Below are 26,753 nucleotides of genomic sequence, written 5' to 3'. Positions count from 1 at the left end.
AATAGAACAGAGGAGGTTTGAGAAACATGGCCAAGAAAGCACCGGAAATGGAAGAGTATAAATATGGCTTTCGTGACGAGCACAAGTCCATTTTCCAAACAGGTAAGGGTCTCACTCCGGAAATTGTAAAGGAAATCTCCAAAATTAAGGATGAGCCAGAATGGATGCTGGAGTTCCGTCTGAAAGCACTGAAACAGTTTGAAAAAATGCCAATGCCAAACTGGGGCGGAGATATGGATGAACTGGATTTCAACGATATCCAGTACTATGTAAGACCTTCCGAGAAACAAGGGAAGACATGGGAAGAAGTTCCGACGGAAATTAAAGAAACCTTTGATAAACTGGGTATTCCTGAGGCGGAGCAAAAGTTTTTGGCTGGTGTATCCGCACAGTATGAATCCGAGGTTGTCTACCACAGTATGCAAAAGGAACTGGAAGACCAGGGCGTTATTTTCATGGATACCGATACGGCGTTGCGTGAGCATCCTGAGATTCTGAAAGAGTATTTTGCAACAGTTGTACCTCCTGCGGACAATAAGTTTGCTGCACTGAACAGTGCGGTATGGTCAGGCGGTAGCTTCATCTATGTACCAAAAGGCGTGAAATGTGAAGTTCCATTGCAGGCTTACTTCCGTATCAACTCGGAAAACATGGGTCAATTTGAGCGTACGCTTATTATTGCGGACGAAGACAGCTTTGTGCATTATGTAGAAGGTTGCACGGCTCCAATTTACAGCACGAACTCACTGCATAGTGCCGTGGTCGAAATTATTTGTAAGAAGAACGCACGCGTTCGTTATACAACGATCCAGAACTGGGCACCAAACATCTATAACCTGGTAACCAAACGTGCGGTTGCAGAAGAAAACGCAACGATGGAATGGGTCGATGGTAACATCGGTTCCAAGTTGACGATGAAGTATCCAGCCGTTGTATTGAAAGGCCGTGGAGCGAAAGGGATGGTCCTGTCCATCGCTGTTGCAGGCAAAGGCCAGCATCAGGATGCAGGTGCGAAAATGATCCACTTGGCACCAGACACCACCTCCACAATTGTATCCAAGTCGATCAGTAAGCACGGCGGTAAAGTAACGTATCGCGGATTAGCTTCATTCGGTCGTCAGGCTCAAGGTGCAAAATCGAATATCAAGTGTGATACGCTGATTTTGGATAATCAATCAACTTCAGATACTATTCCTTATAATGAAATCATGAATGACGACATCACGCTTGAGCACGAAGCAACGGTTTCCAAGGTATCGGAAGATCAGCTGTTCTATCTGATGAGCCGTGGTTTGACTGAAGCAGAGGCAACGCAAATGATCGTTATGGGCTTTATTGAGCCGTTCACCAAAGAGCTGCCGATGGAATATGCGGTAGAAATGAACCGTTTGATCAAGTTCGAAATGGAAGGCAGTATTGGTTAAAACGCAGTAACCCTTGGTGTGACAAGGTTTTTGAGGTATTCTAAAGCTGTTAAATCGGAGTCGTGCCGATTTTGTGCCGACTCGGATTTCCTGCTAGTACAGAAGGCGAACTTTTTAAGTTCGCCTTCTTCTATTTTTTCCGTAATGTCTAAAAAGATGTCGGCAGTTTTCTGAATTGTCTTATGATCTAACGCTTTTATAAGGGGAGATAGAATTAAAAAAAATTATTGTTAGGACTGCGGATAATTGCCTAGCACTTAACTATGTTTGCTTAATAGGATATTGTAAAGCCACAAAACATAAGGAGGCAGGCAACGGATGCAGAAGAATAAAGCTGGAGTGAAGAAGAAACCCCTCTCTTCTAAACAGACACAGAGGCATGTACATGAATTTGAAGGTAGTACCAAACTGGCTGAAGAAGGCGCAGACCGACATAACCACCGCTTTGCAGGTGTTACTGGGCAAGCGATTCGAGTTGGAAGAAGTCATGTCCATGAAATTGATCTTTCAAAAACTGATTTCGTGAACCATTTTCATAATCTGAGAAGGATTAGAACAGGACCCGCTATTCCAGTCGGAAATGGCAAGCACGTACATTTTGTTACGGGCCAAACCACATTAAATGATGGTCATGTACACCAGTTCAATTTCGCAACATTGATTCAGGCACCTCTTATTTAATAAACAAATGTAGCAAATAATATAGTAGTAGAAACGCGTTTTTATTGTGTTTGATCGTTGTAAATTGTGACTAGGTTAATGTCCCTAACATAAAAAGAGGCTGTCCTTCGTAGAAGAACCTACGAATCAAGGACAGTCTCTTTTTATTCGCGTAGCCTGGGCTTCGGCAAGACATTTCGTTCCACCGAAGTAACGCCGGGAGGCAGTAGCGGATCAGGATTCCAAATAAATTTCATCAATGGATACATGGCGTTCCCTAGATAAATCTACATATTCATCATCGTTAATTCTCACTAAGGGTCTGAAGTAATCAGCAGGATTGTTCAGAATAATCGTTCCTGTCTGCCCTGTAGTCAGCAGAACCTGCTTATTAATGAAATTAGGAAGCATATGTCTGATGAACACTTGGGTAGCTTCTGGGTTTAGATGTCCAAAACTCATGCTGTGCAGCTCGCGTAATACGGCGAGTAGCTCCTGCTTCGTCTGGTACACACGATTGGAAATCATCGCGCTATACACGTCTGCAATAGCTGTTATGCTGGCAAAAGGATGAATTTCTTCCTTGAACAGTCCATGGGGATATCCACTTCCATCTTCACGCTCGTGATGCTGCAAGGCGACAATTGCAGAAATCTCATCGCTGGTTGAATTGCGAATAATATCATAGCCATAGAGAGAATGTTTCTTCATTTCATGAAATTCTTCAGGTGTCAGTTTATCCGGTTTGTTCAAAATTTCATCCGGTATCATGGATTTGCCTATATCGTGTAAATATCCGGCTTTACCAGCGGCATAAGCTTCTTCTTCTGTATATCCAAGCCATGTGGCAATGTAATATGACAGTACACCTACTTGGAGAGAATGATTATAGGTATAGTGATCTCCCCGCTCCATAATTAACAGCAGAGATACGACATCTTTTTGACGAGCCAGCTCTGAAACGAGAGGGCCGAACAGTTCATCAACTCGATATTCATCAAATTTTCCAGTTGAGGAAGCTTCGAGAAACATGCTTTCAAAGCCACTGATCGTCTGCTCCATGAGGGGAACGGCGCGTTTGAGGGATTCAGGGGAAGCTGGAACATCGGGGGCAAAGTCAACCGGAATGCTCGCAGAACCGGCATCAATGTCGATATAATCGACACCATGCATAATGAGTTTGGAAATGTCGTCATGCTGAAGCTCGGTGCCCTGAATCATGACAGGTACACCGTGCCCATTGTATGTATCGGATTTGAGGCGATCTCCCGGCTTGGCATCGGTAACGTGAACTCTCATGTGCTAACCTCCTTATTGTCGTAAATTTGTCGAAAATATGAAACAACCCTAATATATCAAGAATTATATGGGATGACAACGACTAAATTACTATTATTCCAAGCTGTAAAATAGGTCCCAGGCACCCGTTTCCTATCAGATTCCTACAGTAGATTACGTCAATGCTTTTCACTATGTTTATGATGTGAGATTGTTCAGAGAGTACAGCGAAGCTTAAGGACTATGTCCACTCATATGTACCATATTGCTAAATAACATGGTATGCTTAAACATTAGAAGCTCCAAAGTCGATATATATAAAGTATAGAGGAGGGCGGTTATGGAGATGACGACTCGGCAAACGTTGACCATTTTGCATACCAATGATATCCATAGTCATTTTGGCAGTATGCCTTCGATAGCCGCGATGATCGATGAACGAAGAGCCGCATCACGGGATGCGCTGCTTGTGCTCGACATAGGAGACCACATGGACCGGATGGCCCCCGAAACGGAAGGAACGCTCGGTGGGGCAAATGTGGATGTGATTAATCTAACAGGATACGATGCAATTACGATCGGTAACAATGAGGGACTGACTTTTACCCCGGATATGATTGAACAGGCATATGCGGGGATTCATTGTCCGGTCGTATGCGGCAATATGACAGAGCGTGCTACGGGGATGAGCCCTTCGTGGATGAAGGAATCCCTTATCGTAGACAAAGCTGGAATCAAGGTCGGTTTACTCGGTGTGACGGCTCCTTTTGTAGAGTTTTATCAATTGCTGGGCTGGGATGTGCTCAATCCGTTTGAGGTGCTGGGGAAGCAGATCGCGGCACTGAGAAAGCAGGTTGATGTTTTGGTCGTGATGTCGCACCTGGGTCTACCTTCCGATCAAAAATTAGCGTCGCAGTTTCCTGAAATTGACGTTATCCTTGGAGGTCACACCCATCATGTGCTGGAGGAACCGCTTTGGATCGGAAAAACAGCTTTATGTGGGGCGGGGAAGTTCGGAACGCTGCTGGGTGAAGTGACACTAAGTCGTAACAATAGCCTCGAACCGTTTCGAGTCACGTCAGGCGGCGTAGTTCCTGTAGATCAGACACTACTGGACGAAAAAGTGGCATCGGCCATTGTGGTGCATCGCAGACAAGCAGAGCGCGCCATGGAGAGCACCATTGCGGTGACGGATCGGAAACTGGAGATTGCATATGATCAGGAATCCCCTTTTGGGAATATGCTGGCACAAGCGGTGTCCCATTTTACAGGAACAGAAATTGCCCTCGTCAATGCGGGACAACTGCTCGGCCCATTACCTCAAGGGGATATCAGCAAAGGAATACTACATTCCTTATGCCCTTCGCCGATTAATGCCTGTGTTATGAAGTTGCGGGGAAGAGATATTCGGTTGGCGCTGGAGCAGTCCTTGCTGCCTGAATTTACAGACAAGCCCATGACGGGCTTTGGCTTCAGAGGCAAAGTGCTTGGCACGATGTGTGTGGAAGGCTTGGCCATTCAGTATGACTCGGGCCGTGCTCCTTATGAAAAAGTGACGGACATTCGTGTAGCGGGTCAACCTTTGGAAGAGCATGAGGAATACACAGTGGGCACGTTGGATATGTTCACTTTCAAAGCAGGTTATGAAGTGCTTGCGAACGGAACAGATCTCCGATTTATGCTTCCAGAATTTTTACGGGATTTGATTGAAATGGAGTTGAAGCGTCCGGGCGCGATGGAAGAATGTTTTGCAGCTAGGTGGCTTCAGGTATCAAAACAATCGGGAGAGGATTAAGCTGCGACTGGTACCTGTTACATTATTGAGAGCCGGCATGAAGCTGGGCAAAAAAATATACAATGAAAACGGAATGGTGCTGCTCTCGGAAGGTGTTGAGCTTACTTCGCGATTGATTGAACGTCTAGGCCAAGTCGGTATTGGATATGTATACATTGAGGATGCTGTGACAGAAGATATCGTCATTCCTGAGATGATCCATGAACAGACAAGGGCCGCGGCGCTACAGGAAATCAAAAAGCAGTTTCAAGGGTTGTCATCCTACTCCGTAGATCATAAGCACAAATATTTTGGCAAGTCATTTTATAAGGTGATGGAATCCATTCTGGACGATATTGGAGGCCGTCAGGACACCATCATTATGTTGATGGATATCGGGGCCGCGGATCAGGATTTGTATCATCATTCTTTGAACGTATGTTTATATTCACTAGTACTTGGAATATCCAATGGCTACGATAATAACCAGCTCATGGAGCTGGGGATAGGTTCACTACTGCACGATATCGGTAAAATGAAAATTTCACCTCAAGTACTCTATAAGCCGGGTAAATTGACGGATGAGGAATATGAGCATATGAAAACACACACGGTGATCGGCTACAAGCTGCTCAAAGACGAGCCTGGAATTCCCTTGTTGTCGGCTCATTGTGCATTACAGCATCATGAGCGTATCGACGGCAGTGGATACCCACATGGTTGGAAAAAGGACCAGATCCACGAATATGCGAAATGGATCGGTCTGGCGGACTCGTACGACGCAATGACAGCAAGTCGGATATATAAACAGGCTTTGTTGCCTTATGAAGCGATGGAAGTGCTGTACGCCGGGGCAGGAACGTTATATGAGCAGCGAATGCTGGAAGCCTTTCGTGATTGTGTAGCTATTTACCCCCTGGGACTCTCTGTGGTGCTCAACACGGGGGAAGAGGGGGTCGTGGTGCGTATACATCCCAAAATCCCGCAAAGACCCGTCATTCGCATTGTAAGGGACCGGGATGGGCAGGAAGTGAAGGCACCTTATGATGTCGATTTGTCCGTATCCCTCTCGGTTATGATTACAAACACATTGGGCGCTACTGCCGCCCCTTTCGGAGGAGTACACGTAGATTAGCAGATGATGTGGAAGAAAGCATGCAGACACTTTACACATCATGATATGATAATTATACGTCTTTTGAGGTTAATAACAGAAATAAGGTGAAAACATAATGACAGTTCTACAAAATAACACGCTACCCCAAATATCGCCAACCTATGATCCGTGGGACCCGATTGTCTCACTGCGTACACATGGTCGTCATTTGCTAACGAGTGTGGAAATGACCGTAACGCATCTATGTAATATGCGCTGTGAGCATTGCGCTGTTGGCGACATGTTAGTTATGAAGGAGGCCCCTTTCCTGCCGTTAGACCTAATGCTGAAGCGTCTGGATGAAGTCGAGCATCTGGAGACCATCAGTATTACAGGCGGGGAACCTGCTTTACTCGATAAAACAGTGGATGAAGTGATCGTTCCACTGCTGAAATATGCCAAGGAGCGCGGTATTCGCTCACAAATCAACTCCAATCTGACGTTAGATATTCGCAGATATGAGAAGATGCTTCCTTATCTGGATGTGATGCATATTTCGTTTAACTATTTGAATGCGGACGATTTTTATGAAGTGGGTTTTGCAAATACCGGCCGGCCGACTCCACGTGCGGGTGCTGTTCGCCTGTATGAAAAAATGATGGAAAATGCCCGCAGATTGAGTGAAATGGGAATGTTCATTTCAGCTGAATCCATGATTAATTATCGGACACACACGAAGCTGGAGGGCATTCATCAGTTAATCAACGAAATGGGATGCCGACGGCATGAAGTTCATCCAATGTATGCGTCGAATTTTGCCTCTGCTTTGCCTGTGCTTTCACTCGACGATATGCGAAACTCTATCCATAAGCTGCTGGATGTACGTAATCAGGACATGTGGATGTTGTTTGGGACATTACCGTTCTTTGCTTGTTCGGATCGGGAAGAAGACCGCAAACTGCTTCGCCGCTTGCGTCAGGAACCGAATATTACGGTGCGTAATGATCCAGACGGAAGAAACCGTGTGAATGTGAATATGTTCACGGGTAGCGTGTATGTGACGGATTTTGCAGACATTCCGGCTTTCGGAAACATTCAGGAAGACAGTCTGGACGATATTTTTGGTGAATGGCTGAATGAGCATCCGCTGAATCAGACTGTGAACTGTCATTGTGATGCCGCTGCCTGTTGTGGACCGAACCTGCTCGTGGCGGATATGTACTACAAAGGAATAGACTTTAAATCAAGAAAAGCATTACAATTATGAGTATTTTTGCATGATTTTAATTAGCAACTTCCAATCAATAAAATTTGGATTGAATTGCTTGCAAACCAAAAGATGCAAAATGCAAACTATAGAAATGGGGAGTTCGTATTGGATGGTCATACCGAGTTTCATTGGGGATTGCTAGCTGTGAATCTCCTCTTGGTACTGCTGCTTGTCTTTCTAAATGGTGTATTTGTGGCCGCAGAATTTTCGTTGGTCAAAATGCGCCAATCCCGATTGACGCAGCTCCAAAGCGAGGGTCATCGCCTGGCAGGCTATGCGCTGAAGGTGAACCAAAAGTTGGATGCTTATCTGTCCGCCACCCAATTGGGCATTACGCTGGCTTCATTGGGCTTGGGTTGGATTGGAGAGCCAGCAATATCCGGCTACCTGATAGAGCCACTCATGCACAAACTCGGTGTAACTGACGGTACACTGATTACAACGGTATCCGTTATCGTCGGATTTTGCGTAATTACCTTTTTGCATATCGTATTGGGGGAACTGGCGCCAAAGTCCTTAGCGATTCAGAAGACCGAAGGTGTGGCGTTGTTTTTATCGGCGCCTTTGCTGCTTTTTTATAAGGTCTTTCTGCCTGTGATCTGGGTATTGAATGCTGCGGCAAATTTACTGTTGCGTGCATTCGGCATTCAGCCGGCGAGTGAAGCCGAAGCGGCTCATTCGGAGGAAGAGATTCGTATATTGATGAATCAGAGCGCCAAAAGCGGTGTGATTGATAAGGACGAAATTAAGCTGATGGATAATATTTTTGATTTTTCTGACTTGCTTGCCCGCGAAATCATGCTGCCGCGTACAGATATGGATTGTTTGTACACGAATTTGTCGTTTAAGGAAAATCTCAAGATTATCAGCGAGACCAAGCATTCCCGCTACCCGGTAGCGGTTGAGGATAAAGACCAGATTATCGGTTTTGTCCATATTACGGATCTTCTGCTAGCTGAGCAGGGAGAGCAACTGGATCTGGCTTCGGTGGTACGTCCTATTTTGAATGTGCCGGAGTCCATGGAAGTGAGTCACGTGCTACGCCTTATGCAGAAAAAACATTCCCAAATGACTCTCGTGGTAGATGAGTACGGCGGAACGGCCGGGCTGCTGACAGCGGAGGAAATTTTGGAGGAAATCGTCGGGGATCTCTATGATGAATTTGAGGATGAACGCCCGAGCGTGGAAATGAAGGAGAACTTCATCTCTGTGGACGGTCGTATGCTCATTGAGGATGTCAATGATTTGACTGGAGTGAATATTGAAGACGACGAGGTGGATTCCATCGGGGGATGGCTGTTCAAGGAATTGGAAGGCATTCCGGTGAAAGGGAAGAAAATTGAGTTTTATAACCTTACCTTTGAGGTGGAGGAAGCAACAAGGCTTCGCATAATGAGAGTGAAGATTCACCGCAAGCCTGAGCCTGTGATTGAAGATGAGCTTTCTACCGATTGATTCCTGATCCACAGAGATAGGTAAGATCAGTTGAGGTATGTAAGTTATTATAGAGTGCTGAAGAAAGAGCCTTTAGATCCACGTACCGTGGGTTTAAAGGCTCTTTTTTGATTAGAAACAGTTCTATAGTTATTTTCTTTGAACAATTATTTTTATCTGTGATTTTTTGTTCGAGACTTGGGCGATGCGGCATATGTTGAATAGTAAAGCAGATGGATCAATCAAAGGAGGTCCCGGCCCGTGAAATTTCCACAGCAAGGTGAGTATGCCCCGTTTGTCGGCCCGTTCGATCCGTGTCCACCCGTCCTGTGCAAGACTTATGTGCTTCCGCCAAACTTATTTGTACAATTTCAGCCCCCTGGTCTACCGCAATTCAGTCCAGATGAGGCGCTGACGAAGGGGACACTATGGCCTCTACTTTACAGCCCTTATGAGCCTATGAGAAACCAGGGGGGAGGCGAATAGAATGGAGAATCCAAAACAGGGTCAGTCCCCAAACCCATTCCAACAGCAAATTCAGCATGAGAGTGGGTATCAACAGCCGAATCCATATCAAAGCCCTTATTCAAATCCGTATTCATACCAGAACCAGTATCAGAGCCAAGCTCAGGACTATAGTCAAGCCGGAAACCCAGCCCAAGGCTGCACGCCCCAAACCAAGCCGGGTGATGCCCAGTTTTATGCGCTGTTGGAGAAGCTTCAGGCGGTAGATTTTGTATTGGTGGAACTGAATTTGTATCTCAATACACACCCGGATGATTTACAGGCTATCGAACAGTTCAATAAGCTGACGCAGGAAAGAACGGCGATTGCTAACGAGTACCAGATCTTATATGGGCCTTTACAAAATTTTGGCCGTGCCTATTCCAAGTATCCTTGGGAATGGAACCAAACTCCTTGGCCGTGGCAGGTCTAGGTAGGTACAACCTTTTATAAAGGAGGAACATGAATGTGGGTATATGAGAAAAAACTGCAATATCCCGTACGTGTCAGCAAATGTGATCCTCATATGGCCAAACTGCTTATGGAGCAGTATGGTGGAGCGGATGGCGAGCTGGCGGCGGCTTTGCGGTATCTGAATCAGCGGTATACGATTCCGGATAAGGTTATCGGCGTACTTAATGATATAGGTACGGAAGAATTTGCGCACCTCGAAATGATTGCGACTATGATTTACAAGCTGACCAAGGATGCGAGTGTAGAGCAAATGAAGGCAGCCGGGCTGGGGGAATATTATGCGGCGCATGATCATGCGCTGTATTACCAGAGCGCAGGCGGAGTTCCTTTTACAGCGACCTATTTTCAAGCCAAGGGTGATCCAATTGCGGATTTGTATGAGGATATTGCGGCAGAAGAAAAGGCGAGAGCTACATATCAGTGGCTGATTGATTTAACCGATGATGTGGATTTGCAGGATAGTCTGAAGTTTCTGCGTGAACGCGAAATAATCCATTCGCTCCGTTTCCATGAGTCTGTGGAAATTTTGAAGGGGGAAAGAGACCGGAAGAAAGTGTTCTGAGAAAATGATACACAAGGTCTCTTGGTGAGCTTAAGCTTGCAGGAGACTTTTTTCTTTTGAAGTCATCTAAGCTATGAAATGGTCGTTCTCAAGGAGTAGCAATGGGCATTTTGTATATAAGAGGGGGCAAAAATAAAAGCCCCCAAAAATTGCAGGCTGTCAGCCCGGGTATCGTGCCGAGCACATATCGGCATGATGACTAAAAGGCCGGCTACATTAAACGACCTTCCCTGGCGCGTCTTTCTCATCCCTATTGCTTCAGTTGTGCAAAATATTGCTCGTTATATAACACGCTTGGATGGGTAGGATGGTGCAACTGAGCGATGCGATGATGCGATTTTGCCTTTTCGATGTCACCGATTCGGTCGTAACACAGGCATAATTGCAAGTGTGGAAACCAGGTATAGTACGAGGAATTGGTTAAGGCCATCACATCTTGTGGAGGCTCTATCAGCGTCGCCTGACGAAACCAGTAAATGGCTTGAGTATACTGCTCATCTTCAATGAACAAATTGCCAAAGGCACAGCAGAACTGTGCGCGTGGTACATCAAGGTTAAGTGTGCGAAGCAGAGCCATACGCTGCTCCTGTTTTTGACCCTGGTGAGCGTAGCAATCCGCTAGCTTAAAGCAAGCAGCAATCCGATCTTCAATCCATCCGAGATCTAGACCCAGATAGTGTTTGTACTGCTGGATGGCTTCTAGTATGCGTCCGTTATCATAAAGTTCATTAGCGAAGTAGTAGTGATCTCGTTCAGAAAATGCGGTGCCTTGCTCCCGATGCTTGAGATAGATATGCAAATTACGATCAGTGTAAGCACGTGTCTTTTTATGAGTCACCGCCATATTACTGTGAAAGGTACTGCCTGTCACATTCAGGAATTCGTGAACAAATCCGATCCATCTGAATTTACGATCACGTCGCACCATTCGGTTTCTTTTGAGCTTATGCAGCGGCTGCCCCTGTTCATCTACAGATAGCACATAATCCATCGTAATGCTGTCATACGAGACGGTGGCTTGTTTTTTCCAGTCGAGAAATGCCAGTCGGTCTTGCTCTTCTAAGATGTCGTCGGCATCCAGCCAAAATTGATATTCCTGTGTTGCCTGATCAAACGCATAATTGCGGGCTGCGGAAAAATCATCACACCATTCAAAAGGGTATATCCGAGCGTTGAACGATGCAGCTACCTCTTGGGTACTGTCGGTAGAGCCAGTATCAACGATAATGATTTCATCTACCAGGTCATGGACTGATTTCAGACAGGTATGAAGTGCTTCTTCTTCATTTTTGACAATCATACATAAGCTGACAGTTACCATGCTCTTTGTCCCTCCCAAAAAACTTGATATAATCTCCATTTTATGTAGGATAGCTTGCTCATTATGTAGTAATTCCGATGGAGCATTTAGAGGATGTGTAATGATCATAAATTCAAACTTGCTCTAATAAATTAGAAAATCAAAGTCTGATATGAAGGGGGAGGAGATTGTGCGAAATTCGATATTATCAAGTGCGACCGGGAAATAAATTTGATGGCTAAATGTAGTTGGAAAACAGGTGAAAAACAGAAAAAAGGCAGTTAACTGGATGTTAAGGTTGTATTTTTGTATTGATGTCGTTTTTATTGATATTTCCAGGTGTAAGTCCATTCCTACCACGCTCACTCCCATATCGCTTGGTCGCAATTATGGTATGCCTTAGGACATGGAGGGAGAACGGTTTATGAGGCTTCTACCTGATGGAGGCGTTGAATCATGCGTATACTAATCGGTAGCCCGGTGCACCAGAAACCGGAAACATTGTCTTTATTTCTTCAAGCTTTGGAGCGACTGGAGGCACCTGACGTGCTGCCCGATTATTTATTTGTCGATGATAATGACAATCCGACTTCAAGCCAATGGCTTGCCGATTTTTCTAATCGACTGCCAGGCAGGGTTTTGCCCTTGTTGACAGGCTCACAGCAAGTGGAGAACCGAAGTGATGAGCACACTCATTATTGGCCGCCTGCCCTCGTCTGGAAAGTGGCTGATTTTAAAAATCGTCTTATTGATTATGCACTTCAGCATAATTATGACGCGCTGTTTTTGGTCGATTCAGACCTGATTCTCCATTCCCGTACCTTATGTAAACTGGTAGAGGCGGAGAAGGATATTGTATCTGAGATTTTCTGGACACGCTGGCAGCCGGAGGGGCCTCTATTGCCTCAGGTGTGGGTTAGTGATGAATATAATTTGTTCCATCGTGAAGAAGGCGAAGTGTTGTCGGCAGAGGAGCGAGCGCAACGCGAGTTGCATTTCATACACCAATTGCACGTTCCTGGTTTGTACGAGGTGGGTGGTCTAGGCGCTTGCACCCTAATCCGCAGACGTGCACTGGAAGCAGGGATTCACTTTGGTAAAATCAAAAACGTTTCCTATTGGGGAGAAGATCGACATTTCTGTATTCGGGCAGCTGCATTTGGATTTCCACTTTTTGTAGATACACACTATCCGGCGATGCATCTGTACCGGGAAGCGGATAGAATAAAGGCAGAGCAGCTACTATTCACCCTAAAGTATTTTACAACGAGTGCTGTTCATACGGACCATTCAGAACATTTAGCATATCTGGATCACTCCGATACTTCTACTAACTCTCCTGCCTTCAATCGTTCTGCATCATCAAGTCCCTCTAAGTTCCCTGTACCTCCTGTTATACCGTATGATCTCCGTGAGTCAGCTGTCTTTGCCAAGTACACTGCAGATTCTTTTGCTGTACCACAAACATTCTCTGGTCCACGACAAAGTGAACTTCATACGCCGCCTGTCTCCAAACCCAAATTGACGCTGACCATGACGGTATACAATGAGGCAGATCGCAAGCTCATTGACGTGCTGCGGAGTCATCGGGAATATATTGATGAAGCGGTCATTATTGATGATGGCAGTCAGGATGATAGCGGAGAGTTGTGCCGCGAGATCCTGAAGGGAATCCCATTGCGTTTAATACGCAATGAAACAGCTTCTTTTACCAATGAATTAGAGCTGCGAAAACAGCAGTGGAGAGAGACGTTGGCATCCTCTCCCGAATGGATATTAAACATGGACGCTGACGAAATGTTCGAATCCCGTTTTGCTCAAGGGGTACATTCGTTGTTAGCAGGAACGAAAGCGGATACGATTTGTTTCAGGTTGTTTGATATGTGGACTTCCACGCATTATCGCGATGATGATTATTGGCAGGCTCATCAGTATTACCGTCCTTTTTTAATTCGATATAAGGAAGGGTTTTCTTATAAATGGAAGGAGCAGTCCTTGCACTGTGGGAGATTTCCCGAAAATGTGCTTGACCTACCCAGTGAAATCAGCAACTACCGCATCCAGCATTGGGGATGGTGTACACCTGCTATTCGCATGGCCAAATTTCAGCGATACCAGTTGCTTGATCCAAGTGCTCGTTATGGCTGGAAAGAGCAATATGAATCTATTTTGGACCCGAACCCCCGACTCACGCTTTGGGTAGATCAGGACAACATAAATGCAGAAAAAGAAACTGCACCAGAGTATGAAGCTGCCGATGATGTGAACGCCATGGATGTTGCTGAGATTGCGAGTGTCCAGGTTATTAATAATTCCGACCTACAAATAAAAAGTGAAACAAAGGACTTACTTTATAGTAAATGCAAACTGTGTGGCTCATCCGACACGGCAGTATTTCATAGCTATGAACGCTTTACCTTGATGGGATGCGGCTCCTGCGGATTGGTTTTTCGTAATGATGTAGATCATATACAGCCAGAGGATATGATTGCAAAAATTTATAATGCCGAATGGGTTGCTATGCGGGATAGTGCAGCAACTTCAACTTATGGAGATCATGCCCTTTTTGGACTTATGCTGCTGGATATGTTCAGTACCAGTAAAGGAAAATTGCTTGAGATTGGATCAGGTACCGGAGAATTTATTCATGCTGCCCTTCAAGCCGGCTGGGATGCAGTGGGCATTGAACCTTCCATAGACTCGCGTGCTTACGCCAAATACAAATATGACGTGGATTTATTGCCGGGTTACTGGGGCGATGAAGCCGAAGAAGATACTCAAACCGAAGAAGCACATGAAATACAGGAATTGAATGAAGAACAAGAAGCAGAAGAAGATACTGACTTAGCACTGGATCACAAATACGAGGCCGTAGCATGCTGGCATGTGCTGGAGCATATTGCGGACCCTGTTACATTTTTGACAGATTTAGGCGAACAGCTTCAACCTGACGGGACGTTGTATATTACGGTGCCCAACAAAAACTCGTTCACCAATGAGGCTTATGGTGTTTATTCGCCTTTATTTACGGAGGAAGATCATTTGTATCATTATTCTGAGCATACGCTTGCGCTCTTACTGGAAAAGTCTGGATTACGCCCAGTGGCTATGTTCACCCGCCAACTTCCCTCTGGTTTGGATGCCCTGCTGCAAGCCCATCCTTTGTACGGTGAGCTTGCCTTTACGGAGCAAATGGGATTGTTAGCCAAACTTCAAGGCGAGAAACGGGGTCATGAACTGTGCTGTGTCGCAAGAGTAATTTAATCATCCCTAAAAGGAGGCAGCATCCATGAACATGTCTGACCCGTATCTGTCTCGCTTTTTTGTATATTCTGATCCCAACTCCTCCAGCATGATTTACAGACTCCCCCAAAGCTGGTGGAGTCGCCCCTATGAGTATGAGTGGTGTCTTCAATTTATGTCTGGGCAAGATACAGTGCTGGACGCAGCATGTGGAATCCCACATCCATTCAAATTTGAGTTGGCCCGCCGTTGCGCTCAGGTCTATGCCTGCGATCTGGATATTCGGATCATTTCCGTGGATGCCATTTTGGCCGAGGTGCGGCGGGATATCGGAGAGGAGGCTGCCGAGCGCATTCAGGAGATTTTGCCAGTTCGGCTCCACTCCGCACATGCCAATCTGACGGCTCTGCCCTATGAGGATGCCAGTTTTGACAAAATTGTATGTATTTCGGTGCTGGAGCATTTAACACCTGATGAATCTTTGGCAGCCTTACGTGAATTTCACCGGACCTTACGCGATGACGGAATGCTTCTGCTGACGTTTGATTACCCTACAGTGGACCTGTCAGCGATGGAGCAATGGATAGAGCAGGCGGGATTTTCGTATTGGAATGGTGTGGATCTCAAGCTTCCACAGGGTGCTTTACACACGGATATGTGGGGTGGTTTGCATTGTTTCAGGACTGTTTTAAAAAAATATAAGAGTTAGCGGTATGCGCAATGAGGTTTACACGGACCTCTCTTATTGCTTATCATGAGAGGGGTTAGAGTTGTAAACCTACATAGGAAAGGAATGACTGATAACTACATGAACAATGCACCTGTGTTGAAGAAACCTGAGGCTATGGTATTTGATATGGACGGTACACTTTTTCAGACGGAGACGCTATTGCTTCCTGCGTACCACAAGCTGTTTGATACGCTGCGCGCCGAAGGGCTTTATGAAGGAGAGACTCCTCCCGAGGAGCTTATTTTGAATAGTTTGGGCATGCTGCTGGATGAAATCTGGAGAAGAGTGATGCCGGAAGCCAGCGAAGCGGCCCATAGAAGAGCGGACGAGCTGCTGCTTCAGCTGGAACTGGAAGGATTGAAGAACGGAAGTCATGCCCTGTATCCACATGTAAAAGAAACACTCCAGACCCTTCATGAGCAAGGTGTTCGATTGTTCGTAGCCAGTAACGGGCTGGAGGACTATGTAAAGGGGATCGCTGCTGCGTATGAAATGGTTCCCATTTTTGAAGGACTGTACAGTGCTGGGGAGTACAGCACGCTTTCCAAAGTGAATTTGCTGGAAATTCTGTTGAGCAAGCACGATATTTCGAACGTATGGATGGTAGGAGATCGTTCCTCAGATGTGGAAGCAGGCAAAAAGAACGGACAGACGGTGATCGGTTGCGCTTATGCTGGATTTGGTGTGAACGATGAGTTGAAGGGGTCCGATGCGATTATTACAGACTTTACGCAACTGCTTACACTTTATAAAAACGCCGAGTAACTGTGAAACACAGGTAATTGGTTATAAATAGGCTCGACGCACCATATAATTAAAACATGCTGGTACTGTCGGGCAGACGAAAAAAGAAAGGAAGGCAGCCACTTTACGTGGAGCCTTCCTTTGTCTTATTCTCTGTCTTATTCTCTGTCTTATTCTCTGTCTTATTTTCTGCTTTATCTTCTGTTTTATCTTCTGCTTTGTAGTCCGTCTGAGGCTTAGGATTAATTTGTGTGTGGTAGACCCACAAAGCATATTCCATGGGCTTGGCGATGGAACGGCGATAGGTTTCTTTTTCACCAATACGTGAAAAGACCTCACGGGCTGGCTTCGGGTTGACTTCCAGCACGTATATATGACCGTCCTTATTAATTGCCAAATCGAGCGCAAGCTCGCACAATGCCCCGTAGCTTTCTTCCAGATATGCAGCGATGTCCAGTCCGAGTTTTTCCCCTTGCTTGATGATTTTCTTTCTATGGCTTTCATCACGAATCCATTGCGTCAGCAATTGGCTCATCGGTACCGCCTTGCCTCCACCATGCAGGTTGGAAGTGACACTCCGATGTGCCCCGATTCGCCCGGCGCATCCGGTTAGCTCCCATACTCCTTGGCTATTTTTCTGTACCAGCATACGGTAATCATGGACTCTGCCATTCGGCAACTGCACAGGAATGCCTTCCTGAACAATGTAGTTATCCATGTTCCAGCTGCTCAGACGCGGCTCCAGACGGTCTAGACGTACCCGCTGCTGGGGAATAATATGGCGTTTGCGATTGCGGCCCTCAATCAGATACAGGCCTCCTTGCTTGTTAACAGGTTCAATACGTAAAATGCCGCGGCCTCCCGTACCGTTAATCGGCTTGAGGTACACTAGTGAATTCTGTTTAAGCATCCGTTTTACACTATGAAATCCACTGAACAGCTCTGTTGCAGGCAAATGGGCGCGAAAGGCAGACCTCCTCGCAAGCTGCTGATGAATGACCCACTTGTTACTCAGCGGTCGGTTTAAATATACAAGGTCTGTGTATTGCAATCGGAACTGCTTCAACTGACGATATCGCTCACTGCGCTGTACCCGGCAACGGTCGAAAATCATATCTGGAAACTCTCGCCATTTTCGGGTCCATTTTCCGCTGTGTGGATCATAGATTTGGGCAAGGAGCAGCCTGCGATCCTTGTGGACATCTGCAGGAGTGAATACATACATATCCAGTCCCAGCCTTTTCCCTTCTGCAATCATGCGCTCATATATGTCGCGCTCCTCCAATTGCTTCTTGTTGTTCAAATACAAGGTCATGATGCCTAGGACAGGTTTTGGCACAGCATTCCACCTTCCTCTGCCGTCTGCTTATCTTGGGATAACTCCCCGTGAAATATCAGCGTGGGTTTCCCGGTCGGTCCAGTTGTCATTTCGTGCGCAACAAGTCCAGCGCGGAAACAGGTTTTGAGACTGGACATATTGTCGGCGGCTACGCTGCACGTCAGACGGCGCAGCTGTTTGAGCTGGGCGGACAGCAGTCTAGCGCCCAGTCTGCGGCCCCGGTAAAGCGGACGAACAATTACGATGCAAGCATCCTTCCCGTAATTCAGAGCGAGGGAAAATCCCGCAATCCGCAGCCCCTTCTCCGTGCGCACATATGCGCACAGGAGGGAGGAGCCAGGGGTGTTCAATAGCTCGGGCGTTAAAACTGCCAACTGCCGCAGAGCATTACGAGTAATGCGCATGCCCCCTGAACTGCGGGCCAAAAACAGCAACTGTCGTCGTCTCAGTAGCCAGCTCCGGGCAGGCAAATGTTGAACATCGCTAATTTGCGGCATGATTCCACTTCCTTGATCATGATTTCAATCGTCCGGCCAAAAAGGAGCTGTACTGGAATATGCGTCTAAGCGACTTTTGGCGGATTTCCGGCTCGTCAAATTTCATCGGTTTGGCATTGGCCTCAAAAAACCAGAGTGTTCCGAGCGTATCCACGCCCAAATCCATGGACATTTCGCCGTGAGAAAGACCGGATGCGCGTTCAATTTGACGTGCAATCTGTATGGCCGTACTTTTAACTTTGTTCAGTAGATCCGTGCTGTCCTCAGGCCCAAACAGCGAGGACAGTAGCTTGAACGGGTCCTCTACACTCCCGCCACGCGGGACATGTGTGGTGATGCTCCCTTTACCCGCCAGTCTGGCACCGACCCCGGTTATACTCCAGGAGCCACGGATATTTTTTTGTACCAGGATACGCAGGTCGAAGGGTTTTTTCTGATAGGTTGCCAGATCGATACCCTGTTGAATGATATAAGGCGAGTTGCCTGCTTCCCGGCGGATACGTCCCCACAGCCGGGATAGCGATACAGATTTGTAGGTTACACTTTTTTTGTCATGCTGAATGGTCAGTCTGTAAGCCATGAGATGGTCTGGGTGGAATTTAAGAATCATAATCCCTTTTCCGGCCTTACCGTTTTCCGGCTTGAGATACAGGTATGGATACGCAGACAGCATTTTTCCTAATGAAGACAGGTTGCTTAACCGTTTGGTTGCCGGAACAAGCTGACGAGTGGTTTCCGAGGTACGCAACCACTTGAACAGTTCCCATTTGTTAAAAAAGCCTGGATTGTACAGTTCAATGCCTGAGGCATGTGAAATTTCATCCAACTTTGTGCGCACAGAGGTTTTAAGTTCATAATTACGGTTTGGGATGCGATTATAAATGACCTGTGGAGGTGGGAAATTCTGTTCCTCCCACGTCTGTAAGCTCTTGTTGAAGACATAGCCCTTAACCGTCTCATCTGCCAGTTTCAGGTCCCTGACGGTAACAATGTACACCTGATATCCCATCCGTGTTCCCGTTTCAAGAATATCCCTGAAATTGCGCTGATTGCCCTTGAAAAATTGCCCTTCGTCGTGCACTGTCAATACAGCAACGACTGGCTTATGCTCCGCCCGGGTATTCATAGTTCCTCTTTTCTGCGGAATTTACTGAGGTAAAGACAGTGGTCCAAAATATGCTCCACGGATGCTTTACCCTCCGCACGCAACGATGGATGCTGAAAAATGGATCGGCCTGGCTTGGAGTTGGCTTCAAACATCCATACCTTTTCATCCTGATCAATGCCCAGATCAAAACCGATTTCACCCAGTAGATGCTGGTGGTGGTGTTCAATGGCTTCAGCGAGCGTAACTGCTACATTCTTGGCACGTTGAAGCACTTCACCCGCCCGGTCTCCGAATACCCGGTTCAACGCCTGTTCAGGTGTCATAAGGGAGCCGCCATTTTTGATATGGGTTGTGACACTGCCACGTCCGGATTTTTTGGCTCCAATGCCGACAACGACCCACTGGTTATTTCCATTTTTATGCATGTGAAACCGGAAATCAATCGGGCAATTGTCAATCTCGATCAGCTGGATGCCCTGTTGAATGACATAACCCTTTAGCATCTGTCCCTGATTGGAGTGAAGCATCCTGAGCATGGAGTTAAAAGAGGTGAATTTTAGCAATACATTGCTATTTTTCTTACGGTACCTCACATAATATCCTTGCTTGGGAACATGGGACAGACGGTAGATTCCTTTACCGAGACTGCCTCCACTTGGCTTGTAATAAGCAAATTGATGTCGCTCCAGCATACTTCGGATACGTTCAGAGCTGGGATTCGTGTATGATTCAGGGACATAGCGGTTAACATCTGGGTTATTCTCCAGCAGATTATAGATATCGGACTTATTGAAAAAGCTCCAGTTAAAGAAGGGAATTCGTTTGCGGGAAAAGCGTTCGCGTAGTTGATTGATCGCTGGGGAAAAATCAGAGCGACGGCTCGGCAAACGATTATAGATCACGTCTGGCAAAGGTACAAGTTTACGTGTAAATTCCCCGCTGGATGACAGAAAATAGCCGTTAATCGTATCATTTTGCCAGTTGATATCCCGAGGGGTGAAGGCAAAAATATACGATTTTTTGCTACCTTCCTTCAGCAGTTGCTTAATAAAGCCTGTGCGTGATCCGAAAGGGCGAGTGGTGGAGGTGGTACCGTCAGACAGCACGCCAATCAACGGCCCTAGCTGTATATCACCATCCAGATTTCGCAAATAGATGGACCCGCTTTTGGGAACACGGATTGCGTTACGTAAGCCGGAGGTCAAGTATAGATGGCGTCCCGCCTTCTGAATTGGTTTTACTGTAGCGGGGATCTGATCCTTACCGAGCCGCAGACGAACGGACTTGGCTCCGGATAATTTAAGGCTTTTCAACAAGGCAGTGGATATATACGCCACCTTGTCGGGCTGCTGTGAGAAATGCACATTGCAATGCGTTAAACTCATCTGTTTATCCTCCTATACCGTATGTTCAAGGGAGGCGTCCGCGCCCTTTGGCCCTGTCGCTTTGGAATGGGTCATTAAATATCGAGCATATTCGAGCGGGCGGTTGACCGACTGGAAAGCGCACTCTGGCTGACGGGTCTGAAAAAAGGAGGCCCGCCCAGGTCGGGAATTAACCTCCAATAGCCAGATGTTCCCGATCCGGTCAATACCGTAATCAATTCCCAACTCGCCAAGGCGGCCATAACGTTCCTCCAGCGCCCTGGTAATGGTCAAGGACAGCGTCATCATCTGCCTGATGATGAGACGCGTGGTGTCCGCGCCAAATTGTTCACGAAGGTAAGGCTCAGCAGGATGGGCTTCGCCTCCACCGTGCAGATTAGAAGTCAGGGTTCCTTTTCTGCCTTCTCTTACGGCAAAGCCCGTCAGGCACCAATAGCCGTTTCCATCCTTTTGTATGAGTGCGCGAACATCAAAGGGATGATTGCTTTGGCTTGTTAATTTCAAATAAGGCTGCACGATATAAGCGCGTTTGTGTGCAATTCCGTGGATCCATGACAATCCTGCATCCAATTCGGAAAACGAGCGCCGGAACGGGCGGTTACGGGAGTCTCTACCCTGTACAAGTAGTCCCTGACCTCCTTCTGCCAGCCGGAGATACAGTGTGCTCTTGCCATGTGTTCCGGTCTGTGGCTTCATAAACAGCTCCGAATGGCGTCGTAGCCATTCCACAAGCTGAGTCGTGTCCCGGTAAGGCGCCGTAGGCGGCACAAAGGGACGCACTTTATCTACCGCATGCAAAGCGCGATACACCTGCCATTTGCCAGGTAAGTTACGCGACCAGTAGATGAGCTTGCGCGATTTTTGCTCCGCCATGTCTTCCAGTGTGCGCCTGACATTCTGGCTCTCGTGGACATGGAGACAGCGGTTATACACAATGTCCGGCAACGGAAAGCGACCGGATGTCCATACTCCGTTACGATAAACATAACCTCGTATGGAGTGATCTTCAGGTGAGACTCCTTCGGCGGTAAACGCCATTACGCTAAGACCAGAGCGCCTGCCCAACAGACTTAGCCTGCGGCAAAAATCGGCTTCGGTAATAGGGGGAGTGACGGCCTGATTCCGGCTAACAAGCACGCCCAGCGTACCTGGCACAACAAGAGACACCGACAACAGCTCCTTTGGCAGCCAGACTCTGGAAGAGATGAATTCATTTGAAGCCGGCTGAATAACAGCAGTATTCAATCATTTTTTTAACGGACGGGCGAGTTTTCTGATCATTTAACGGCGTGTTGTCATTCTTTGATGGCTTCGAATTGACCTCCAGCAACCAGATGCGCCCTGTGCTATCTATTGCCAGATCAATACCAAATTCCGCGAAATGGGCGGGAATTTCTTTTTCCACTCCGCTTGCGATATCCAGTGCTGCTGTTTTCAGAGAGGTATGCCCATTCGATTTAACGGTTGCGGGCAGCGTGGTTTTGGCAAGTGCTTCCTTGACTGTGCTCAGCGTGCCGCCTCTTGCCAGATTGGACACAAAGTGGCTTCCTCCAGCGATCCGGGCGACAATGGATGTTACGGTCCAGGTTCCGGACGAATTTTTCTGTACAAGCGCACGAAAGTCGACCGGACGCTTACCGTGATCAATCAAGGTAAGTCCCTGTTGGAGTTGAAAGCGTGTTGTTTTCATTTTTCCCGCTAAGCTTTTGTACAGCTTATCTACGTTGGCATACGTTTGCTTGCGGGGCGTGCCCGCTGTTGTGGATAACACCGAAAAGGTGCCATCGGTTTGCTTGTTAATGCGCATTATGCCTTTACCCAAGCTTCCGCGCACTGGCTTGAGAAAAACAGCGGGATACTGGTTGCACATTTTTTTGAAAACAGCAAAGGTTTGCAGCAAGTGGGACTCGGGTAAATACTTGCGCAGGGAAGAATTTGATTTAAGCGCATCAAATACTTCATTCTTATCCAGAAACTTTTCGTTAAAAATGGTCGTGCCGTACTGCGATTTTACTTCTTTCATGAAATGCTGTACGCTAGTTCTGTTCTCGAGTTTACGGGAGGTAAGACGGTTATTGACGACATCGCCGGCGGGCATGACCGTCTTTTTCCAGCCTCCGTCATACACCCATCCCTGAACTCGCCCGGGCTGACTTCCGATATGCTCCGGGGTGAAAAAATACACATATGCTCCTTGTCTGCGGCATTCCCCGACTAGTTCACGGCAGAACAGGGTGATCGACCCGAAAGGCTTGTCGGGCTGTTCGGGATAGTCCCGACTGACCAGCACGCTAATAAGTGGGCCCACTCGAAGTGTCCGGCGACCTCGGCTGTAGGTTACTCGCAGATCACAATTGGCATGAAGCCCCATTTTTCGGGCTAGCACGCTTCCCACACGTAGGCCGCTGTAGCGGGGCACCGATATGACGGTAACCTCTTGGCGGAACGAACCGAAGGCGAGCTGAACGGGGTGGCCAGCGGATATTTTCCATTTGCGAAGCAGGGACTCGCCGACCATGAGTACGTCATCCTGCAAGATGCCCGATCCGATGATTTGAATCGTTGTTTTTTTGATGGACATCGTGGATCTCCTTCCGGGCAGCAACTTGATGTCTTGAAAGTAACGGGAAACGTGAATGGGCTGTAATAGCACTGATTCATCATATGAGGACATATATCCCTTGGTGATTGACGGACAATGTGAAATGTTGACACTAAACTTGTATTGGAGGAATAAACAATCATGAACATCTATGACAAAGCCCATGATTTAGCGAAAGCATTGAAGGAAAGCAAAGAGGTAGAGGAAATTACGTCAGCGATGAAGCTGATCGAAACCGATCCAGAAGCCAAGAAAATGCTCGACGATTTCCGTGAACGCCAAATGGAAGTACAGCAACGGATGATGAGCGGCGATATGCCAGCACAGGAAGAGATGGAAAAGATGGAGAAGCTGTTTGAGGTACTTAGCTTGAACCTCAACATCCGACGCCTGTTCGACGCTGAACGCCGCTTGAGCGTGATTATTGAGGATGTTAACAAAATTATTGCAGACAGTCTTCAAGATTTGTACGGTTCATCTCTGTAAGTTTGTCTCATATTCCTTCCTGTCCTCTCATAGACTAGATACATAGAGTCACAGGGAGAGGAAGGGATACGATTGGGTTCTTTTAAAAAATGGAAACACGGTTTGTACACACTGATTGCGCTGGCTATGGTCTTGGTTGCGTTACCACGCATCTCGCTTGCAGGCGGTTTGAACTGGGTCAACGGCTTTGGGATAGTATGGGTACTTTTTGCGCTGCTAGTCATCGGGGCGAACATGCATTTTTTGCTGGGTGTGGATGAGGAAAAGCGCAAAACGCTGGAGCGTGTGCGGCGGGCCAAAATGCAGCAGTGGCAGATGAAATGGGATAAAAAAGCTGACAAAGGTAGCATGCAGTGAGTTTTTTTTAGCTTGTCCTGGGATTGCCCCCAGATACAAATCAATCATAGTAAGAAGCGGTCCTTGTAATAGAGGGGATCGCTTTTTTGCTATTTCCGAAGCAGAAAACTCAAAATGAACAAAGGTCTAAAATAAAGGTATTTTGTGCTATAATAGATACAGAATGATACAGATTGAACGTTGGGGGTGTAACAGAGTTGGACGGGCTAGATGAAACAGTTACGAAGCATGAGCAGCTATTGCGACATATCGAGCAGTTGAAAATAGGCTCCAAAATTTCTGTGCGCAGGTTGGCTAAAGAAATGAGCGTCAGCGAAGGAACGGCCTATCGGGCCGTGAAGGAAGCCGAGAACCTGGGAATTGTCATTACCAAGGAACGGATCGGAACAGTACGAGTAGAGAAGCGTCCGCGCGGCTTGTCCGAGCAGCTGACCTTTGCAGATGTCGTGAATATTGTAGAGGGACATGTGCTGGGCGGAAGTGAGGGGCTGGAGAAGCCCTTGCACAAGTATGTTATTGGGGCGATGCGCGAGGAAGCTATGGCCCGTTATATTGACGCTGGCAGTTTGCTGATCGTTGGTAACCGTGAGGATGCGCATTCACTTGCATTGGAGCAGGGGGCAGGTGTGCTGATTACAGGGGGATTCGGTACGAGCCGAGAGGTTAAGCAGCTCGCAGACAAGATCAGTCTGCCGATTATTTCCTCACGCCATGATACTTTTACAGTGGCATCTATGATTAATAGAGCCATATTTGACCGCTTGATCAAAAAGAAAATTATGCTGATTGAAGACATTGCGGCAGGCAAACCGAAAACGTTGACCTTGAAAATCAACAGCACGCTTACCGAGTTTGAAGAACTTTCGGTGACGACTGGACATCATCATTTTGCAATAGTGGATGAATGGAATCGTTTAATTGGTATCGTCAGCCGCAAAGATGTGGAGGGGCTTCAACCTGAGCATACGATGGATAAATGTCTGATCCGCAATCCGATAACGGTCACTTACCAGACCTCGCTGGCTTCAGCCGCGCAAATGATGGCGTGGGAAGGTGTGGATTACTTGCCGGTCGTGGACCGCAACCGCAAGCTGCTCGGGTCCGTTACACGGCGTGAGGTGCTGGAGGCGCTGCGTAACGCCCAAAAGCAGCCACAACTTGGCGAGACGTTCGACCAGTTGATCTGGAACGGGTTTGCTGAAGAGCGTAATGAGGATGGATCGTTATTTTTTCGCGGTTTTATCATTCCGCAAATGGCGACCAATTTAGGTACGATCTCGGAAGGCGTATTGGTCAACGTGATGACACAAGCGGGCTACCGGGCAGCTAGAGACATGACCGGCAAGGATTATGTGCTGGACAATTTAACGACTTATTTTATTAGACCCGTACAGATAGAGGATGCTGTCGTTCTTCGTCCGTTGTTGCTTGAGATGAGTCGCCGTACCTGCAAGCTAGAAATTGCAATTTCACGGGAAAATCATTTGGTATGCAAAGCAGTGATGACGCTTCAATCCATTGAACATGGTTAGTCTACCAATGGATTGGAGCAAGGTGTGAAGGCGAATAGATCGACTTAGTGGCTTTCAGGCAATCTTTCTTTTGCTTCCAGCCAAATTTGCAGCACACCTTCCATTACAAGCATCGTTTTGACCTGGATCGTATACTCCTTGTCACGAACGGTGTATTTTTTTTGGTGCAGCAACATACGTACCAGCTTGCTGTCAGAGTCAATCTCAAACATATCTCTGCCACGCAGCACCTCCAGATCACGACTGACACGGCGCAGAAGTTCCTTTAGGTTGATAGAATCAATTTTTTCGGCCGAAGCTTCCTCCGGAATCAGCTTGATCTCTTTGACAACGGTTTGGCGCTTGCTGTATTTGCGCAATGTTTTGTTGTCCTCCTCGGCTTGCTGGAGCTGGAATTGAAGATCCTGGTTGTTCGTCCATAGCTGATTGAAGCTGGCATGCCAGATGGCATTGTAGATCATTCCTCCCGTAATCATACCGAGTACAAAGACGGAGGATAATTGCATAAAAGGGCGCAGGCGCTCAAAAGGGGGGACTCTCATAGTCGTTTCACCTCACGGCCGTCCGTTGCCGCATACCCACTTGACCAGCTCTGCACCCATATGAGCGCCTAAAAAGGCGAAAATCAAATACAATATCTGCTTAATGGCAGGTGACAAATTACCATCTAACATATTGCTTTCAATGACCCGGATCGGGTCCATCGTCCCCCCCACAGCAGCGGCAAGCGCCCATATTTTAATTCTTCCAGCAACCTCCAGCATCGTCTGGGTAGGCGGCTGAAGCGATACCACAGCTCCCATTCCGCCGAGCATGGCTCCCCCGAGCACGATGCCGAAGGCAATGAAGAAGTCGAGAATCGCTTTGGATATAAAAGTGCTCATGCTCTTTTCCTCCTTAGGTATACGAATCAGGACGGCGCTTGTCCGCCGAGGTCTGTACTTTTATTCTATG

25 protein-coding genes are annotated in these 26,753 nt (G+C 47.1%); 15 read left to right on the top strand and 10 right to left on the bottom strand.

Features of this window, described 5'->3' with window-relative positions; all coding sequences use genetic code 11:
* Positions 1 to 26 precede the first annotated feature (26 nt).
* Positions 27 to 1,424 carry a Fe-S cluster assembly protein SufB gene (gene sufB / locus NSS66_RS03335; RefSeq protein ID WP_013309556.1) on the top strand — a complete coding sequence of 466 codons (1,398 nt, stop codon included), beginning with the start codon at positions 27 to 29 and terminating at the stop codon, positions 1,422 to 1,424.
* Positions 1,425 to 1,742: 318 nt separating this feature from the next.
* Positions 1,743 to 2,105, top strand: a complete 363-nt coding sequence (locus NSS66_RS03330; protein ID WP_028542906.1) for a YmaF family protein — start codon at positions 1,743 to 1,745, stop codon at positions 2,103 to 2,105.
* Between the two features lie 213 nt (positions 2,106 to 2,318).
* Here the strand turns inward: NSS66_RS03330 and NSS66_RS03325 are convergent, their stop codons facing one another.
* On the bottom strand, positions 2,319 to 3,383 hold the full coding sequence (locus NSS66_RS03325) for an HD-GYP domain-containing protein (RefSeq protein ID WP_023987887.1): 1,065 nt from the start codon (positions 3,381 to 3,383) through the stop codon (positions 2,319 to 2,321).
* A 319-nt stretch (positions 3,384 to 3,702) separates the two neighbouring features.
* Here NSS66_RS03325 and NSS66_RS03320 point away from each other — a divergent pair, with 319 nt between their 5' ends.
* From NSS66_RS03320 to NSS66_RS03290, 7 genes are all read left to right on the top strand, one after another.
* A complete protein-coding gene (locus NSS66_RS03320) occupies positions 3,703 to 5,157 on the top strand; it encodes a bifunctional metallophosphatase/5'-nucleotidase (protein ID WP_023987888.1) in 1,455 nt (484 codons plus the stop codon).
* Positions 5,111 to 6,271 carry an HD-GYP domain-containing protein gene (locus NSS66_RS03315; RefSeq protein ID WP_025722542.1) on the top strand — a complete coding sequence of 387 codons (1,161 nt, stop codon included), beginning with the start codon at positions 5,111 to 5,113 and terminating at the stop codon, positions 6,269 to 6,271. Before NSS66_RS03320 ends, NSS66_RS03315 begins: the two co-directional genes overlap by 47 nt.
* Before the next feature lie 97 nt (positions 6,272 to 6,368).
* On the top strand, positions 6,369 to 7,499 hold the full coding sequence (gene yfkAB / locus NSS66_RS03310; protein ID WP_023987890.1) for a radical SAM/CxCxxxxC motif protein YfkAB: 1,131 nt from the start codon (positions 6,369 to 6,371) through the stop codon (positions 7,497 to 7,499).
* Between the two features lie 108 nt (positions 7,500 to 7,607).
* Positions 7,608 to 8,957: a hemolysin family protein gene (locus NSS66_RS03305; RefSeq protein ID WP_023987891.1), complete on the top strand. Its 1,350-nt coding sequence runs from the start codon at positions 7,608 to 7,610 to the stop codon at positions 8,955 to 8,957.
* Between the two features lie 240 nt (positions 8,958 to 9,197).
* Positions 9,198 to 9,422 (top strand): spore coat associated protein CotJA, encoded by a 225-nt coding sequence (locus tag NSS66_RS03300; protein ID WP_025722540.1) that lies wholly within the window; start codon positions 9,198 to 9,200, stop codon positions 9,420 to 9,422.
* 1 nt (position 9,423) lies between these two features.
* Positions 9,424 to 9,873 carry a spore coat protein CotJB gene (locus tag NSS66_RS03295; RefSeq protein ID WP_023987893.1) on the top strand — a complete coding sequence of 150 codons (450 nt, stop codon included), beginning with the start codon at positions 9,424 to 9,426 and terminating at the stop codon, positions 9,871 to 9,873.
* Positions 9,874 to 9,906: 33 nt separating this feature from the next.
* Positions 9,907 to 10,476: a manganese catalase family protein gene (locus NSS66_RS03290; protein WP_013309567.1), complete on the top strand. Its 570-nt coding sequence runs from the start codon at positions 9,907 to 9,909 to the stop codon at positions 10,474 to 10,476.
* Between the two features lie 250 nt (positions 10,477 to 10,726).
* On the opposite strand, the gene NSS66_RS03285 is transcribed toward NSS66_RS03290, so the two are convergent.
* Entirely contained in the window at positions 10,727 to 11,797 is a 1,071-nt protein-coding gene (locus tag NSS66_RS03285; protein ID WP_023987894.1) for a glycosyltransferase family 2 protein, read from the bottom strand.
* 435 nt (positions 11,798 to 12,232) lie between these two features.
* Between NSS66_RS03285 and NSS66_RS03280 the strand changes: the two genes are divergently transcribed.
* The 3 genes from NSS66_RS03280 to NSS66_RS03270 all read left to right on the top strand — a co-directional run bounded on the left by NSS66_RS03280 (position 12,233) and on the right by NSS66_RS03270 (position 16,514).
* Positions 12,233 to 15,040 carry a bifunctional glycosyltransferase/class I SAM-dependent methyltransferase gene (locus NSS66_RS03280; protein WP_340958450.1) on the top strand — a complete coding sequence of 936 codons (2,808 nt, stop codon included), beginning with the start codon at positions 12,233 to 12,235 and terminating at the stop codon, positions 15,038 to 15,040.
* 25 nt (positions 15,041 to 15,065) lie between these two features.
* Entirely contained in the window at positions 15,066 to 15,728 is a 663-nt protein-coding gene (locus tag NSS66_RS03275) for a class I SAM-dependent methyltransferase (RefSeq protein ID WP_340958449.1), read from the top strand.
* 84 nt (positions 15,729 to 15,812) lie between these two features.
* Positions 15,813 to 16,514 (top strand): HAD family hydrolase, encoded by a 702-nt coding sequence (locus tag NSS66_RS03270; RefSeq protein WP_013309571.1) that lies wholly within the window; start codon positions 15,813 to 15,815, stop codon positions 16,512 to 16,514.
* Positions 16,515 to 16,617: 103 nt separating this feature from the next.
* On the opposite strand, the gene NSS66_RS03265 is transcribed toward NSS66_RS03270, so the two are convergent.
* Genes NSS66_RS03265 through NSS66_RS03240 form a run of 6 tightly spaced genes read right to left on the bottom strand, consistent with a single transcriptional unit; the run spans position 16,618 to position 23,403 of the window.
* Positions 16,618 to 17,832, bottom strand: a complete 1,215-nt coding sequence (locus tag NSS66_RS03265) for a YheC/YheD family endospore coat-associated protein (protein WP_340958447.1) — start codon at positions 17,830 to 17,832, stop codon at positions 16,618 to 16,620.
* Entirely contained in the window at positions 17,814 to 18,329 is a 516-nt protein-coding gene (locus NSS66_RS03260; RefSeq protein WP_023987899.1) for a GNAT family N-acetyltransferase, read from the bottom strand. The genes NSS66_RS03265 and NSS66_RS03260 overlap by 19 nt, the downstream gene beginning before the upstream one ends.
* Positions 18,330 to 18,345: 16 nt before the next feature.
* A complete protein-coding gene (locus NSS66_RS03255; RefSeq protein ID WP_053325093.1) occupies positions 18,346 to 19,455 on the bottom strand; it encodes a YheC/YheD family endospore coat-associated protein in 1,110 nt (369 codons plus the stop codon).
* Positions 19,452 to 20,822: a YheC/YheD family endospore coat-associated protein gene (locus NSS66_RS03250; protein ID WP_013309575.1), complete on the bottom strand. Its 1,371-nt coding sequence runs from the start codon at positions 20,820 to 20,822 to the stop codon at positions 19,452 to 19,454. The genes NSS66_RS03255 and NSS66_RS03250 overlap by 4 nt, the downstream gene beginning before the upstream one ends.
* 12 nt (positions 20,823 to 20,834) lie before the next feature.
* On the bottom strand, positions 20,835 to 21,989 hold the full coding sequence (locus tag NSS66_RS03245) for a YheC/YheD family endospore coat-associated protein (RefSeq protein ID WP_028542899.1): 1,155 nt from the start codon (positions 21,987 to 21,989) through the stop codon (positions 20,835 to 20,837).
* A gap of 43 nt (positions 21,990 to 22,032) precedes the next feature.
* Positions 22,033 to 23,403: a YheC/YheD family endospore coat-associated protein gene (locus tag NSS66_RS03240; protein ID WP_023987902.1), complete on the bottom strand. Its 1,371-nt coding sequence runs from the start codon at positions 23,401 to 23,403 to the stop codon at positions 22,033 to 22,035.
* Between the two features lie 162 nt (positions 23,404 to 23,565).
* On the opposite strand from NSS66_RS03240, the gene NSS66_RS03235 reads away from it, so the two are divergent.
* The 3 genes from NSS66_RS03235 (at position 23,566) to NSS66_RS03225 (ending at position 25,799) form a co-directional block, all read left to right on the top strand.
* On the top strand, positions 23,566 to 23,910 hold the full coding sequence (locus NSS66_RS03235) for a YlbF family regulator (protein ID WP_013309578.1): 345 nt from the start codon (positions 23,566 to 23,568) through the stop codon (positions 23,908 to 23,910).
* 72 nt (positions 23,911 to 23,982) lie between these two features.
* Entirely contained in the window at positions 23,983 to 24,267 is a 285-nt protein-coding gene (locus tag NSS66_RS03230) for a hypothetical protein (RefSeq protein WP_013309579.1), read from the top strand.
* Positions 24,268 to 24,464: 197 nt separating this feature from the next.
* Positions 24,465 to 25,799 carry a DRTGG domain-containing protein gene (locus NSS66_RS03225; RefSeq protein ID WP_013309580.1) on the top strand — a complete coding sequence of 445 codons (1,335 nt, stop codon included), beginning with the start codon at positions 24,465 to 24,467 and terminating at the stop codon, positions 25,797 to 25,799.
* Positions 25,800 to 25,843: 44 nt separating this feature from the next.
* Here the strand turns inward: NSS66_RS03225 and NSS66_RS03220 are convergent, their stop codons facing one another.
* A complete protein-coding gene (locus NSS66_RS03220; protein ID WP_023987904.1) occupies positions 25,844 to 26,341 on the bottom strand; it encodes a hypothetical protein in 498 nt (165 codons plus the stop codon).
* 12 nt (positions 26,342 to 26,353) lie between these two features.
* Complete coding sequence (locus NSS66_RS03215) at positions 26,354 to 26,683, bottom strand: YtrH family sporulation protein (protein ID WP_013309582.1); 330 nt, start codon at positions 26,681 to 26,683, stop codon at positions 26,354 to 26,356.
* Between the last annotated feature and the right edge of the window lie 70 nt (positions 26,684 to 26,753).

The sequence above is a fragment of the Paenibacillus sp. FSL R10-2748 genome (assembly GCF_038005565.1).
Classification (GTDB): Bacteria; Bacillota; Bacilli; order Paenibacillales; family Paenibacillaceae; genus Paenibacillus; species Paenibacillus polymyxa_B.
The sequence above is the reverse complement of the archived record's forward strand: the minus strand, read 5'-3'. Positions and strand labels throughout refer to the sequence as shown.

Excerpts from the sequence above, each read along its gene's own strand:
- sufB (WP_013309556.1), top strand. The coding sequence starts at position 27 with ATGGCCAAGAAAGCACCGGAAATGGAAGAGTATAAATATGGCTTTCGT.
- NSS66_RS03330 (WP_028542906.1), top strand. The coding sequence starts at position 1,743 with ATGCAGAAGAATAAAGCTGGAGTGAAGAAGAAACCCCTCTCTTCTAAA.
- NSS66_RS03325 (WP_023987887.1), bottom strand. The coding sequence starts at position 3,383 with ATGAGAGTTCACGTTACCGATGCCAAGCCGGGAGATCGCCTCAAATCC.
- NSS66_RS03320 (WP_023987888.1), top strand. The coding sequence starts at position 3,703 with ATGGAGATGACGACTCGGCAAACGTTGACCATTTTGCATACCAATGAT.
- yfkAB (WP_023987890.1), top strand. The coding sequence starts at position 6,369 with ATGACAGTTCTACAAAATAACACGCTACCCCAAATATCGCCAACCTAT.
- NSS66_RS03295 (WP_023987893.1), top strand. The coding sequence starts at position 9,424 with ATGGAGAATCCAAAACAGGGTCAGTCCCCAAACCCATTCCAACAGCAA.
- NSS66_RS03290 (WP_013309567.1), top strand. The coding sequence starts at position 9,907 with ATGTGGGTATATGAGAAAAAACTGCAATATCCCGTACGTGTCAGCAAA.
- NSS66_RS03285 (WP_023987894.1), bottom strand. The coding sequence starts at position 11,797 with ATGGTAACTGTCAGCTTATGTATGATTGTCAAAAATGAAGAAGAAGCA.
- NSS66_RS03280 (WP_340958450.1), top strand. The coding sequence starts at position 12,233 with ATGCGTATACTAATCGGTAGCCCGGTGCACCAGAAACCGGAAACATTG.
- NSS66_RS03275 (WP_340958449.1), top strand. The coding sequence starts at position 15,066 with ATGAACATGTCTGACCCGTATCTGTCTCGCTTTTTTGTATATTCTGAT.
- NSS66_RS03270 (WP_013309571.1), top strand. The coding sequence starts at position 15,813 with ATGACTGATAACTACATGAACAATGCACCTGTGTTGAAGAAACCTGAG.
- NSS66_RS03260 (WP_023987899.1), bottom strand. The coding sequence starts at position 18,329 with ATGCCGCAAATTAGCGATGTTCAACATTTGCCTGCCCGGAGCTGGCTA.
- NSS66_RS03255 (WP_053325093.1), bottom strand. The coding sequence starts at position 19,455 with ATGAATACCCGGGCGGAGCATAAGCCAGTCGTTGCTGTATTGACAGTG.
- NSS66_RS03250 (WP_013309575.1), bottom strand. The coding sequence starts at position 20,822 with ATGAGTTTAACGCATTGCAATGTGCATTTCTCACAGCAGCCCGACAAG.
- NSS66_RS03240 (WP_023987902.1), bottom strand. The coding sequence starts at position 23,403 with ATGTCCATCAAAAAAACAACGATTCAAATCATCGGATCGGGCATCTTG.
- NSS66_RS03235 (WP_013309578.1), top strand. The coding sequence starts at position 23,566 with ATGAACATCTATGACAAAGCCCATGATTTAGCGAAAGCATTGAAGGAA.
- NSS66_RS03220 (WP_023987904.1), bottom strand. The coding sequence starts at position 26,341 with ATGAGAGTCCCCCCTTTTGAGCGCCTGCGCCCTTTTATGCAATTATCC.
- NSS66_RS03215 (WP_013309582.1), bottom strand. The coding sequence starts at position 26,683 with ATGAGCACTTTTATATCCAAAGCGATTCTCGACTTCTTCATTGCCTTC.